Annotated in this window: 10 protein-coding genes and 1 pseudogene; 5 read left to right on the forward strand and 6 right to left on the reverse strand. The window is 60.8% G+C overall.

Annotated elements, in window-relative coordinates:
* Positions 1-203: 203 nt before the first annotated feature.
* The 3 genes from V1479_RS25845 to V1479_RS25855 form a co-directional block, all read right to left on the reverse strand.
* A complete protein-coding gene (locus V1479_RS25845; protein ID WP_368805350.1) occupies positions 204-977 on the reverse strand; it encodes an enoyl-CoA hydratase/isomerase family protein in 774 nt (257 codons plus the stop codon).
* 3 nt (positions 978-980) lie between these two features.
* Positions 981-2,222 carry a CaiB/BaiF CoA transferase family protein gene (locus V1479_RS25850; RefSeq protein ID WP_173193967.1) on the reverse strand — a complete coding sequence of 414 codons (1,242 nt, stop codon included), beginning with the start codon at positions 2,220-2,222 and terminating at the stop codon, positions 981-983.
* A gap of 91 nt (positions 2,223-2,313) precedes the next feature.
* Positions 2,314-3,228 (reverse strand): hydroxymethylglutaryl-CoA lyase, encoded by a 915-nt coding sequence (locus tag V1479_RS25855; protein ID WP_368805351.1) that lies wholly within the window; start codon positions 3,226-3,228, stop codon positions 2,314-2,316.
* Between the two features lie 174 nt (positions 3,229-3,402).
* On the opposite strand from V1479_RS25855, the gene V1479_RS25860 reads away from it, so the two are divergent.
* Positions 3,403-5,346, forward strand: a complete 1,944-nt coding sequence (locus tag V1479_RS25860; protein WP_368805352.1) for a helix-turn-helix domain-containing protein — start codon at positions 3,403-3,405, stop codon at positions 5,344-5,346.
* A 108-nt stretch (positions 5,347-5,454) separates the two neighbouring features.
* The gene (locus V1479_RS25865; protein ID WP_368805354.1) at positions 5,455-6,729 is read left to right on the forward strand and encodes a hydroxymethylglutaryl-CoA reductase, degradative; all 1,275 of its coding nucleotides are present in this window, start codon (positions 5,455-5,457) and stop codon (positions 6,727-6,729) included.
* Between the two features lie 99 nt (positions 6,730-6,828).
* On the opposite strand, the gene V1479_RS25870 is transcribed toward V1479_RS25865, so the two are convergent.
* Positions 6,829-7,548 carry a helix-turn-helix transcriptional regulator gene (locus V1479_RS25870; RefSeq protein WP_173193975.1) on the reverse strand — a complete coding sequence of 240 codons (720 nt, stop codon included), beginning with the start codon at positions 7,546-7,548 and terminating at the stop codon, positions 6,829-6,831.
* 86 nt (positions 7,549-7,634) lie between these two features.
* On the opposite strand from V1479_RS25870, the gene V1479_RS25875 reads away from it, so the two are divergent.
* Entirely contained in the window at positions 7,635-8,030 is a 396-nt protein-coding gene (locus V1479_RS25875) for a RidA family protein (protein ID WP_173193977.1), read from the forward strand.
* Positions 8,031-8,248: 218 nt separating this feature from the next.
* Here V1479_RS25875 and V1479_RS26195 read toward each other — a convergent pair.
* A pseudogene (locus V1479_RS26195) lies at positions 8,249-8,477 on the reverse strand (helix-turn-helix domain-containing protein).
* Positions 8,478-8,923: 446 nt separating this feature from the next.
* On the opposite strand from V1479_RS26195, the gene V1479_RS25880 reads away from it, so the two are divergent.
* Together V1479_RS25880 and V1479_RS25885 are read left to right on the forward strand one after the other, a co-directional pair.
* Entirely contained in the window at positions 8,924-9,913 is a 990-nt protein-coding gene (locus V1479_RS25880) for a diguanylate cyclase (protein ID WP_173193979.1), read from the forward strand.
* A 63-nt stretch (positions 9,914-9,976) separates the two neighbouring features.
* A complete protein-coding gene (locus V1479_RS25885; protein WP_368805355.1) occupies positions 9,977-12,592 on the forward strand; it encodes an EAL domain-containing protein in 2,616 nt (871 codons plus the stop codon).
* 42 nt (positions 12,593-12,634) lie between these two features.
* On the opposite strand, the gene V1479_RS25890 is transcribed toward V1479_RS25885, so the two are convergent.
* The coding region (locus V1479_RS25890; protein WP_368805356.1) for a hypothetical protein at positions 12,635-12,856 on the reverse strand (222 nt) is incomplete at its 5' end.

Raw genomic sequence — 12,856 nt, forward strand, 5'->3', positions numbered from 1 at the left:
TGCGCCACGCAGAAAAGGGAAAAAGTGGACGACTTTTACGCCGCCCGCAGCCGGACAATCCCGCCGCTACCGTGGTCTAGTTTTCCACCGCCGTTCTCAAGCGTTTCAGCCGCTAGACAAATCGGCCTGTTCGCTCGTCTCGAACTGAACGCGACGCTGTGATTCAAGCGCGGCCGGCATCAGCCGGCCGCCATTCTTTGCGCTCATTTGCTTTTCTTAGCATTGCCGCTCGCCCGCGCTGCGAAGGCGGCGAGCCCCTTGCGCGCGTCCTCGCTGGTAAACGTCCGCTGGCCGAGCACGGCTTCGCGCGCGAAGGCTTCCGTCCAGGGCAGGTCCTGAAGCGTCAGCACCGCCTCCTTGATGGTTTGCACGGCTGTCGGACTGAGTGCTGCAATCCGCGCCGCTGTCTCGTGGGCAACGACGTCCACGTCCGTAGCGGGGACGGCCTGGTTGACGACACCGCGCGTGACAAGTTCGGCGGAAGAGAACCGGCGCGCGGAAAGCAGGATTTCCATGGCGTGGGCATAGCCGATCTGACGGACGAGCCGCACCAGCGTGCCGCCGGCCGGCACGAAACCGTGGATCGGCTCTGGAAGCTGGAATTGCGCGTCCTCTGCGGCGATGCGGATGTCGGTCGCCAGCATGATCTCGAAACCGCCGCCCAGACACAGCCCGCGCACCGCGCAGACGACCGGCTTGTAGAAATCCATGTTCTTCAGATGCGCGGGGTCCCATGCGCTGATGTCGAAACGGCCACTGGCAAGCGCGGGAATCGATTCAGTCAGGTCCGCACCAACGCAGAAAGCCCTGTCGCCGGCTCCTGTCAGCACGACGGCTCGTATGTCGGCATCGTCGCGCGTCTCGGCGAAGGCATGGCCGAGGTCGTCATACATCTGCAGCGACAGGGCATTGAGCTTGTCGGGCCGGTTGATGGTGACGGTCGCGACGGGGCCGTTGCGGGTCAGGTTGATTGTCATTGCTCAGATCGCCCCGATCTCGGACAGCTTCTCGACCTCCTGTGGGGTGAGGCCGGCCAGGCGCGAATAGACGAAGCTGTTGTGCTCGCCCGGATTCGGCGCCTTCTCAGAAGGGTTGCCCGGCGTGTTGGACAACTTCACCGGCAGGCCGAACATGCGCACCAGTTTACCCGCCACCGGCACTTTGACGATCATCTCGCGAGCCGCGATGTGCGGGTCCTCGACAACCTCGGCGATCGTCTTGATGGCGCTGAGCGGAACCCGGTCGCCCGCAAGCTCTTCCAGTTCCGCCTTGGTGTAGACGCTGAACCAGCGTTCCAGGATCGGCTTGACGCGCCTGTCTGCAACGCGCGCGTCGAACCGCTTCTCCATCGTGTCGATCTCGGGATCGTCCGCGAGTTCTGGCTCGCCGAACATCTCGCAGGTGATCCGCCAGAATTTGTCGGTATAACCACCGAAGAACACGAAGCCGTCCTTGCAGGGGAATTGGCCGTAGGGACGGACGAAGGGGTGGTCGTTGCCGAGCGGGGAGGCGACCTCACCACTGGTGGTGTAGCGGACCACTGCGTTCTCGGTCAGTGTCAGCACCGCGTCCTGCTGGGAGATATCTACGACCTGACCGCGACCGCTGTGCTCGGCTTCGCGCAGCGCGGCAAGCGTGCCGATCGCCGCATAAAGCGAGGCGGCGAGGTCGCCGATAATCGTGCCGACCCGCACCGGCGGCATGTCGGGATAGCCGTTCATCGACCAGAGACCGCCGGTGGCCTGGCCGGTATTGTCGTAGGCAGGGCGCGAGGAGTTGGGACCCGTGCGCCCGAAGCCGCTGATTGCCGTATAGATCAGTCGCGGGTTCTCCTTGCGCAACACCTCGTACCCTAGGCCGAGCTTCTCCATCGTGCCTGGCCGGAAGTTCTCGACCAAGATGTCGGCACGTCGCACCAGTGTCTTCAGGAGCGCTTTGCCTTCTTCGGACTTCATGTTGAGCGTGATGCCCAGCTTGTTGCGGTTGAACTGCGTGAAGAAGGCGGAGAAGTCGCCATCGTCACCGTTGACGAAGGGTGGGAAGGTGCGAGCATAATCCGGGTCATCCGGGTGCTCGACCTTGATGACCGTCGCGCCGAGGTCGGCAAGCAACATCGAGCAGAAGGGACCCGCCACCACGCGCGTGATGTCGAGCACCGTTACGCCCTTGAGCGGGCCCGAGCCGGTGATGCCGCTGGCGGCGGCTGACTTGACGTCAGACATGGATGTCCTCCCTGTTTGGAATTGTTCGCCATCTCTCTCGGATGAACAATGTCGCCGTGCTACACCGCCGGGCTTGAGCGAGATAGGTTCTTCATAAGGCGCTATGCTGTTTCGCGCTCACGGCCAGCGCCCGGGCCACCTTCGACGCGGTCGCCCGTCCGAGATGGCGCGATATGAAGTCTCCGGCCGCCGCCACAGCACTGACGTCGATGCCCGTCTCCATGCCAAGCCCGTCAAGCATATAGACGAGATCTTCGGTAGCGACGTTGCCGGACGCTCCAGGCGCATAGGGACAGCCGCCAAGCCCGGCAACTGAACTGTCAATCGTCCTGACCCCATCGTCCAGGCAAGCGAGAATGTTCGCGAGCGCCTGGCCGCGCGTGTCGTGGAAATGAACCGCCAGGCTGTCGATCGGTAACTCGGCCGCCGCAGCCCGGACCATGGCGCTTGCCTCGCGCGGCGTGCCGATGCCGATGGTGTCTCCAAGCGATATCTCGCGACATCCGAGTGCTGAGAGACGGCGCGAAACGTCCACGACCGACCGCACCGACACCTTACCTTCATAAGGGCAGCCGAGGACGCAGGACACGTAGCCGCGCACCGGGATCGAGCGGGCCTGCGCCAGCTCCATCACGGGCAAGAAGCGGTCAAGGCTTTCGTCGATCGAACAGTTGATGTTGCGCTGCGAGAACGTTTCGGATGCCGAGGCAAAGACAGCTAACTCCTGTATGGGAAGCTCGACGGCCTCCAAGGCGCCTTGCTCATTGGGAACAAGCACGCCGTAGATGACCTCGTCGAACCGGGGGAGCGAGCGCAACAGCTCTGCCGTGCCGGCCATCTGAGGAATCCGCCGGGGCGACACGAAACTTCCGACCTCGATACTGCGGAGCCCGGCTTGCGCCAGCTGCCTGACGAGCTCGATACGCACCTCGACCGGAACCGCAGTCGGCTCGTTCTGTAGGCCGTCGCGTGGTCCTACCTCCACGATCGTGACATGCTCCGCCATCGGTCCTCTCTTCCCGCCAAAGCGTGACGATCCGGAACAGTAGCAATCGCGTGGATACCCAATGAATATGGGTCGCGCACATGATAGACGCCGAAGTATGTACGACATACACATTCCCCTTGAGAGAAATCCGATTGTTTACTGTCAGATCGGAAAGTTGCCTGGGAGGAGGCGATGAGAGCCAGCATTCGCCGCATCGAGTCGCCATCGCCGGAAGGCGTTCAGCACGACCATTACCGCCGCATCTTGAGCCTCCTCGACGCGAACGAGGCTTCCCCGGAACTTGACCGACTTGGTGCGGAGATTCGGCAGCGTGTTCAGGCCGGAGATCTGCCGGCCTCCATGGCTGCGGACCTGGAGATCGCGCTGAGGCTTCAGGAGAATTTCGAAAACAAGCGCAAGCGTGAGCGCGAGCTTTCTGCCCTCTATGAAACGGCGCGCGACCTTTCCGCTCTGCGCAATACCGACCAGGTTCTGCAGGCGATCGTGCAGCGCGCCCGCCAGCTCGTCGGCAGCGACATTGCCTATCTTTCGGCAGCGGATGACGAGCGCAACGACTTCTACGTCCGGGCCACGGAAGGCGTCATTTCGCAGGACTTCGCCCGCATCCGGGTGCCACGCGAAATTGGGGTATGCGGCAGCGTCGCGCGGACGCGACGTCCATTCTATTCGAGCAGCTATTCGAGCGACGAGGCCTTTGCGCACGATCCGTCCATCGACCAGGCCACGCGCGGCGAGGGCGTCGTTTCCATTCTCGGCATTCCCCTCGAAGTCGATTCTCAGGTGATCGGCGTGCTGTTCGTCGGCGACCGCTATGTGCGTTCTTACACGCCGCAAGAAATGGCGGTGCTTTCCTCGCTTGGCACCTTCGCAGCGCTGGCAATTGAAAATGCACGCCTGTTCGAGGAGACGCGCCGGGCGCTGCAGACAGCGAAAGATGCCAATATCGCGCTCTCGACGCAGGCGGAGGAAGTCGAGAGCGCGGCCGCCGCGCACGAACAGCTTACCGAGCTCGTCGCGCGTGGCGGAACGCTGGACGATCTCTCGCGCCGCGTTGGAAAGCTGCTCAACGGACAGGCGGCAGTTCTCGATGAGCGGCTTAAGCCGATCAGCGGCACGTTTCCCCCCGGATGCTCTGAGGAAGAGATCGTGCGCGCCGCGCGCGAGAGCGACCGGACGGGACGTTCGGTGCAAGTCCGGTGCGAGGACGGTGATATCGCCATCATCGCGGCCGCGATGGGCGGCAGTGCGCGCCTGGGCTCACTCCTGTTCAAGAGGCCCCGGCCATTCTCAGCGCCTGAGGTGCGGACCTTCGAGCGCAGCGCCATCGTCACCGGCATCGTGCTGCTATCGATCGAACGGATCGCCCAGTCGGCACACAGAAGCGCTACTGACGCGATCTCGGCGTTGGCGCGTGGCACGTCCGATCCCTTCGCCGGCGGCGCTCTGAGGCAGCAGCCGGGCGCCAGCGCCGTCACGTGGCCGCTGACGATGATGCTGGTCGACGTCGGCGAGCTGCCATTCATGCAGGTCGCCGCCCCGGCACGTGCGGCGCTGACCGGACGCGACACAATTTTCGCCGAGTTCAACGGCGACCTCGTCGTGGCGACGAGCAGCGAGCGACCGCTGGACGTGGCGGAGCGGCTTTCGGAGGAACTGCAGGCCGCCACACAGCGCCGCCTGACCATCGTGGTTTCCGAACCCGTCGCTGCGATCGGCGAAGCGCCGCTGCGCTTCGAATCGCTGCGGCGGTGTGTCGGCCTCGTTCGTGGCCTGGGCCAGCAAGGCCGTATCGTATCCGAAAGCGCGATGGCGATGTATGCGACCATCTTCGCAGGCGGTCCGAGCGACGCGGTCGGTGCCTTCGTGAGGGCAACGACTGGGCCTATCATCGAGCACGATCTGCGCAAGGGTAGTCAGCTCGCGCGCACGCTTGCTGCATATCTCGACAGCGGCAGGAGCCTCAGCAAGGCCGCCGAGCAGCTTGGCATCCATGTCAACACGATGCGGCAGCGCCTCGACCTCGTTGGACAGCTCAGCGCCGCCTGCCTCGATCCGGTGCACGGCCTTGAAACCCATCTCGCGCTGCGCCTGCACCTCATGAAGGCGGGCGGCTGACCCTGTTCCCTTTCCACGTCAAGACTGCGGCAGCCTGTATCTCATCCACATTGTTGGCAGCCGGGCCGACAAATAGGCTCCTCGTCATCTGATTGAGGAGTCCACTTCATGGTGACGAGCAGTCGTCTTCCCGGTTTCTATAAGCTGTCGCCTTCGGAGCGGCTAAACACCGTCTTGCAGGCGACAGGGCTGGAGATCGGGCAACTGGGGGCTGTCCTACCCGCGGACGACCAGATGCTCGCCATAGCTGACCGGATGATCGAGAACGTGATCGGCGCGCTATCGGTCCCGCTCGCAGTGGCCGCCAACTTCAAGATCAACGGCAAGGACTACCTCATTCCGATGGCGACCGAGGAGCCTTCGGTGGTGGCCGCTGCCAGCAACATGGCGTCAGTCGCGCGCATCCATGGCGGCTTTCACGCTTCCAGCGACCAGCCGATCATGATCTCGCAGATCCAGGTGGTCGGCGCTCCCGATCCGCATGGCGCGCGGTTGCGCCTGTACGAGCGGCGCCGTGACATCCTCGATCTTGCGAACGAACAGGATCCGTTCCTCGTCAAGCTCGGCGGCGGCGCCAAGGATATCAAGGTGCGCATCATCGAGGCGCCGGGCGCGAGCCATGTCGTGCTCCATCTCATCGTCGATGTCCGCGACGCCATGGGCGCCAACGCCGTCAATACGATGGCCGAGGCGTTGGCGCCGCTGGTCTCGGAGATTGCCGGGGGCAGGGTGCGCCTGCGCATCCTGTCGAACAAGGCCGATTTGAGGCTCGCGCGCGTCCGGGCGATCTACGACCGCGACGCACTCGGTGGTGAGGACGTGGTCAACGGCATCATCGACGCCTATGACTTCGCGGTCGCCGATCCTTACCGTGCCGCGACCCACAACAAGGGCATCATGAACGGGATCACCGCAGTGGTGCTCGCCACCGGCAACGATACTCGGGCGGTCGAGGCGGGTGCGCATTGCCACGCCGCTGCAAGCGGTCGTTATACGTCCTTGTCCCACTACGAGAAGGACACAAATGGCAATCTCGTCGGCACCTTGGAACTGCCGATGGCGGTGGGGCTCGTCGGCGGCGCCACGAAGACACATCCGGTCGCTCAGGCGAGCGTCAGGATGCTGGGCGTCGAGAGCGCGCAGGAACTGGCGCAGATCATAACGGCGGTCGGGCTCGCGCAGAACACGGGCGCGCTACGCGCATTGGCGGCCGAGGGCATCCAGAAGGGCCATATGTCGCTTCACGCTCGCAATGTCGCCATCGCGGCGGGCGCGGACGGCGACGAGATTGAGCATGTCGCCGCACGGTTGAAGCAGGCCGGGAATGTTCGGCTGGATATCGCGCAGAAGGTGCTGGAAGAGGTCCGCGCGGGGGCTGGGTAAGCTCACCGCACGTGATCGGGTTCCGCGTCGCCCGCGCAGGCGGGAATATGCTCGCCCAGACTATAGCGTTGGACCTTCTCCGTGCGCTCGGTGGAAGCATCATTGCGATAAGCTCCTGTAGGGGCAAACGTCTTCGTCAAAAGGCACGTGGCGTTGTCGGAACTGTTTGCCATCGATCACGGCCGGCTTACTGATGCGGTCCATTCGGAAGTGACGGAAGTCTTCTCGCAGCGGATCCCATGCCACCAGATACCATAGCGGTGGTAGGATCAGCATGGCCTGCGGTTCGACCTCGCGGGACGACTGTCGGCCTTTGGCATCGCGATAGCAGAACTTCAGATGCAGGCGTGCCAAGAAAGCGTTCTCGAAGGCGGGCAACAGATCGGAATCGATCGACCCTATGTCCGACATATCCTGAAGCGGCGAAAGTCTCCCCACGTGCAGGCAGTCCAGAAGCCGGCGCAGATCGCGCACTTTTTCCGGCCGGAGCGTCTTTTCGATCTTTGCGAGTCCCGCATCCGCGAGGCCTGAGAACGGCAGGTATCCGACCGCGCGCGTTGCGGCCACGCTGATCAGCAGGGCAAAGACCTCCGCCACGGCGAGCCGTGCCGTTGCTTCAATTGATTGTGGATCGAGTTGCAGGCCGCCACCGCGTCCAGGTTCCGAGTGAATTAGGAACCCCTGTTCGCGCAGGGCGGCGATGTCGCGCAAAACCGTCCGCCGCGATGCACCTACCTCACGGGCAAGGGCATCGACGGTCGTCGTCTGTGAGCGGCGCAGGCTACGCACGATGGCATCGTGACGAGTTCGGATATTCATGGTGTCAGCATAGTACGAAAGGTGCCAAGCTTTGGCACCAATAAGTCCTACAGGAGTCCGTATAGACATCAACGAGGAGAACCTGCATGCAACGCACTCCGGTAAATCCGTGGGACTGGTCCCTGGGGCTGGGATACAATCAAGCCGAGATCATCGAAGGCGCAACACGCCAGGTCGTATGCGCCGGCCAGACCGCTGTCGATGCGGAAGGCAAGCCGCAGCATTTGGGTGATATGCGCGGCCAGATCGGTCTGGCGCTGGAAAATCTTGAAGCGATACTGGAGGGCGCGGGCATGGGTCTGAGCCATGTCATCAAGCTAGGCATTTATACGACAGATGTGGATGAGGCGCTGAAGAATTTCGATCTGCTGGGGATGCGGCTTTGTGCGGTGCAGAACACCCCACCGATGACCTTGGTCGGCGTCGAGCGGCTGGCCATTCCGGGCCTGCTTTTCGAGATTGACGCTACCGCCTGTGCCTGACGCGATCAAAGCCAGAGCCGCCGTTCAACCCACAAGCCGGACGGCGGCTTTGGCCGCATAGCACCTGTCCGTAGCGACCGCCGTTTCGTCTGCATGTCACCTCCCGTTCGCCGTATGGGAGCCGCGAGCAACGGTCCGGCAACGAGTGCAAATGGCTGCGCGAAGCATTGGTTGTGACAGCGTCCTCGGGCATCGACTGACTTAGAGAACACGGGATGTCATGTCTCACTCTCCCGTCGACTGAGCACCGACACGGTAAGACCGAGCGAGGACGCCACCTGCAGGGGGCGCCCGACTTGACAACTTTCCTTTCCAGCTTCCGAGCTCACGCACAAAGCGGATACCGACCCCGGTGAGCGCGGCGAGCTGCTCCTGGGAGAGTTTTTGTGCTTTTCGCTCGGTGTGGATCAGAAGACCAAGGCTTTGGGTGGCAAAGATTATCTGCATGATAATCGTCCCTACCGGGATGATTAGTTGAGGATAACACTCGGGACTGCACTAAAAGAACCAACGGGACTATTTCGAGTCAGGGCTTGCATAGAAGGCGGTTTGGATCCCGAGCCAGTCACCGCACTGACAGGTGCGTTGACGAGCGCAGTCCGCTCTCATGGGCTGGTGGTCAACTTCGTCGAGAAGACGTCTTTTCGGCCTGAATCATCCAAGTTGCAAAAGCGCGATCTTGAGGGTCTGCTTTGTCGGTGCCCGCGACTGACGGCCAAGGCGGGTCATGAGATCTCGGGCAAGATTCGGGATTGCATAGGTTACAATTAACTCAGGTGGGGCCCATCCTTGCTGCGCTGAGTCTATAGATTCCTTCGTTCTAATTTAAAAGAATCTCAACCCGGCTGCCACAAACTGCCGTACCTACCGTACCGAGATGTTTGGCGATCACCGTGGTTGAACTGACAAACAACACGCAGAGCGTCGAGACTGCCTACGTACTTATGCGTCGGACGTTGGACCTTCTGCCGGATGGTGTTCTGATTATCGGACACGATCGAAAAGTGCTCTACTTCAACGAGGCGTTCGAACGGCTGTGGCGTATCCCTCACGATGTCGCCGAGTACGGCGACATTGCCATGCTTGATCACGTTGTAAGCCAACTTGACGATCCAACGTCGTTCGTGGCTCGCGTGGAACAACTCTATGAAAGTTCCGAATTCTCCGAAGACGAACTGACCTTCAAGGATGGACGGGTCTTCAACAGGCGCAGCGTTGCGCTAGGTGACGGCGGCGGCGGCTATAGCAGAATCTGGATATTCAGCGATGTGACAGAAGCATGGAGCGCGCGGATCGACGTGTTGACCGGGTTACTGAACCGGCGCGCTTACGCCAACGAACTACCCGAATTCATGGCTTCTACCGAGTATGGCCGCACAAAGTCATTTGCACTGGTCGATGTGGATCAATTCAAGTCGTACAACGACAGCTATGGCCATGCGGCCGGAGATGCTGTCCTTGAGAGGATTGGCGAGATATTGCGTCATGCTTGTGACAGCAATACAGCCTCGGCATATCGTATCGGCGGCGAAGAATTTGCTGTCACGTGCGTATCTGATGACGACGACGCAGCAGTCTCTTTCCATCAGGCAATTTTGCAGCACATTCGACAAGAAGTCGTAAAGCACGATGGAAACCATCCCCACGGCATTGTCACCGTCTCTGTAGGTCTTGGGCTCTTCTCGGGGCCTGCAGACGCAAAGGTTGTCTTTGCGTCTGTTGATCGCGCGCTATATCGGGCGAAGAAGCTGGGCCGAAACACAATTGCGCTTGAGCCGATCGGGCATCTCTCAGGGATCGCGTCAAATCAAGCACCGGAGACGTGCAACAAATTGCAAGATCATTCTTCGCAACGCAGTATGATTTTAACCGGAACAGGTTAGCCCGAGAGGTAACTGGACCGCAGGGCTCTCACTATGTTCGCTTCCATGAGGACGAATACCGAGATGGCGCAAAAAGACCGCTTATTCGATGTCCTCACACATTCAGTGCCCGGCTTCGTTTGGCTGTCCGATCCCAACGGCAATGTTGAATTCGTTAATGATGCGTGGTGTGAATACACCGGTCTCACGCGCACCGCGTCACTAGGAAAGGGATGGGCCCAGATGGTCCACCCCGATGATGTTGCTGCTCTTGGAGCGATCTGGCCGCCACGGGCCAGTGGTCAGAATCCGGCCTATCAAATCCAACTGCGGTTCCGCCATAAGAATGGGCAGTATCGCTGGCACGTGGTGCGCGCCAATCCGGTTGCAGATAGCGGCGGACAGTGGATCGGTTGCTCGACTGATATACATGATCTAGTCGCCATGCAGACGAGAGATCGTGCTCAGGCCGAGATCCTCAACAAGGTCGCTGCCGGCGACGACGTTCTCTCTATCCTAGAAGAACTTTGTACGCTGGGCGAAGAGCAGCTGCCAGGCAGTCGTTGTACGGTTCTCCTCCTGAACGACGGTGGCACAGAATTCACCGGTGGTGCGGCCCCATTTCTTCCTGACACTGTTCATTCGTTGATACCCGGCACGAAGGTCGGAACTGGTGTCGGCTCCTGCGGCACTGCGGCTTTCGAGAAGCGCGATGTCGTTTCAGAATGTATCGAGACCGATCCTTTATGGGATGATTGGCGAGAAGCATTCACACCACTTGGCATCAAGGCTTGCTGGTCGCTGCCGGTATATGGGCCCGATGGTGATGTGCTCGCAACGTTCGGCTTCTATTTCTACGAGGAGCGTGCCCCCCGGGAGGATGAGCTCAAGAACCTCGACAATCTGCGGCGCTTGGCATCCGTAGCCATCGACAAGGCGCGAACAGCGCAGGCCCTTCGGGAAAGCGAAGAACATTATCGCCACACAGTCGAGCACAACCCCCAGATCCCATGGACTGCCGATCCGCAGGGGCGGATAATGAGTTTGTCGTCACGTTGGAAGGAAGCGACCGGCTTGCCGGTGGAAAGTGCCATTGGTCATGGGTGGTTCCAGGCTCTCCATCCTGAGGACGTTGACCGCGTAAGGGGCTATTGGGCGGAAAGGCTTCAAACCGGTGAGCCGGCGGATTTGAAGTATCGCATACGCTTGGAGGACTACACCTATCGATGGGTGCGAGCTCGGGCAACACCGAGACGGGATGAGAATGGCCAGATCGTAAAATGGTACGGCGCAGTCGAAGACATCCACGATCTTGAATTGGCCACTGAACGGCTTCACAGGCAGGCTTATGTTGACGATCTAACGCGGCTTGCGAATAGGCGGTCTGTTGAAGAAGAGTTGGCGGGTTTGCTACAGGAACCCCGAACTTGCGGTCCCGTCGAACTTCTGGTCGTAGACCTCTCTGGCTTCCGGCACCTGAACGATCGCTTTGGTCATGAGACGGGGGATGCGGTCCTCCGGCTCTTTGCGATTCTTCTGCGCAAGTGCCTATGTGAAACCGATGTGATTGGGCGGATTGCGGGCGACCAATTCGTGGTGATGCTTCACGAGCCCATTGGTGAAGCTGGCTTGCAGCCGTTTGCGGTCAAGCTCGCGCGTGAACTCGAGCATCGAATGGATCGGAACACAAGAACGCGCAATGTTGGGGTCCGTATCGGTTGCGCCCGGTCGTTGGTTGGTGATCGTTGCGAAGATTTGATCCGCCGCGCAAAAATGGCACTGTACGCAGCCAAGGAAGACAGCAAACAACCAGCCAGGTTGTTCACGCCTGCTCTTCAGCGCACTATCAACGAGCGTGCCGATCAGCTCGAACTCGCCAGGCAGGCACTCAGGTCTCGCTGGTTGGTTCCCTACTACCAGCCCATGATCGATTTGAGGTCTGGCGAGGTGGCTGGCGCTGAGGCTCTGCTTCGGGTCGACCATCCCGCCGATGGGATACTCTCCCCTGCGTCTATATGGGCTGCACTTGACGCTCCCAAGCTCAGCAAGTTGATCAACGACCAAATGATGGCGCTCGTGCTTTCGGACCTACGTGAATGGGGACCATGGCCTGCCTCGGTGGGAAGCATCTCGATCAATCTTTCGGGCGAAATGCTAATGCAGGAGGGGCTAGCGCGCTCGCTGCTGCGGAAGCTTGAGCGTAAATCCGTCAAACCACACCAGCTCACTGTCGAAATTACTGAACGTGTGCTGGTGGACGAGCTCGCCCCCAAGACGCGCCAATGCCTTGAGCAGTTGCAGCGGCATGGTGTTCGCGTGTCGCTCGATGATTTCGGCACCGGCTTTGCATCACTCACGCACCTTCAGCGACTCCCGGTGAACGAAATCAAGATCGATCGGTCTTTTGTCAGCGATCTTGGGCAGAGCGGCACCGGGACGGCGATTGTAAAATCGATGATCCATCTGGCGCAAAACATGGGAATAGACGTCGTAGCAGAAGGGGTGGAGACGACTGAGCAGGCACACCTGTTGCAAGAATGGGGGTGCCGATACGCCCAAGGGTATTATTTCTCCAAGCCTTTGCCAGCGGATGAGTTTGGTGCGATTTGGTGTGCTGTTACGAAGCCCTACCGCGGAACATTCCAGCAAAAGCGCCCCCTTCCGACGCGAAGTGATGGTGTTGCAGTTTCTCATAGCTAGCCGTCAGCTCGGCAAGCGAACAGGAGGCGTCGAGGTCGTGCCTCATATGACGGGCACGCAGAGATGAATCCCTACGGTCTGGCTGGTTGCGCCCCTTGCCGCCGTTGGCGCAGCGATGCGCACCACCTCAGGATGCATCCCCGCCACGGCCAGCGAGACGTGGCGATCGCTGGCGCAGGTCAGCAGACCGTCTCTGGCCGCCGTGCTTCCGGACCATTTCTCGGCAGCGGGATAGGCGTCCACCTTCACCACGGCGGCACATTC

This window comes from Neoaquamicrobium sediminum (genome assembly GCF_040970315.1).
GTDB lineage: Bacteria > Pseudomonadota > Alphaproteobacteria > Rhizobiales > Rhizobiaceae > Aerobium > Aerobium sediminum.

What these genes read in the sequence shown, in the direction of transcription:
- V1479_RS25845 (WP_368805350.1), bottom strand. Translation starts at nt 977, where the DNA reads ATGACAATCAACCTGACCCGCAACGGCCCCGTCGCGACCGTCACCATC.
- V1479_RS25850 (WP_173193967.1), bottom strand. Translation starts at nt 2,222, where the DNA reads ATGTCTGACGTCAAGTCAGCCGCCGCCAGCGGCATCACCGGCTCGGGC.
- V1479_RS25855 (WP_368805351.1), bottom strand. Translation starts at nt 3,228, where the DNA reads ATGGCGGAGCATGTCACGATCGTGGAGGTAGGACCACGCGACGGCCTA.
- V1479_RS25860 (WP_368805352.1), top strand. Translation starts at nt 3,403, where the DNA reads ATGAGAGCCAGCATTCGCCGCATCGAGTCGCCATCGCCGGAAGGCGTT.
- V1479_RS25865 (WP_368805354.1), top strand. Translation starts at nt 5,455, where the DNA reads ATGGTGACGAGCAGTCGTCTTCCCGGTTTCTATAAGCTGTCGCCTTCG.
- V1479_RS25870 (WP_173193975.1), bottom strand. Translation starts at nt 7,548, where the DNA reads ATGAATATCCGAACTCGTCACGATGCCATCGTGCGTAGCCTGCGCCGC.
- V1479_RS25875 (WP_173193977.1), top strand. Translation starts at nt 7,635, where the DNA reads ATGCAACGCACTCCGGTAAATCCGTGGGACTGGTCCCTGGGGCTGGGA.
- V1479_RS25885 (WP_368805355.1), top strand. Translation starts at nt 9,977, where the DNA reads ATGGCGCAAAAAGACCGCTTATTCGATGTCCTCACACATTCAGTGCCC.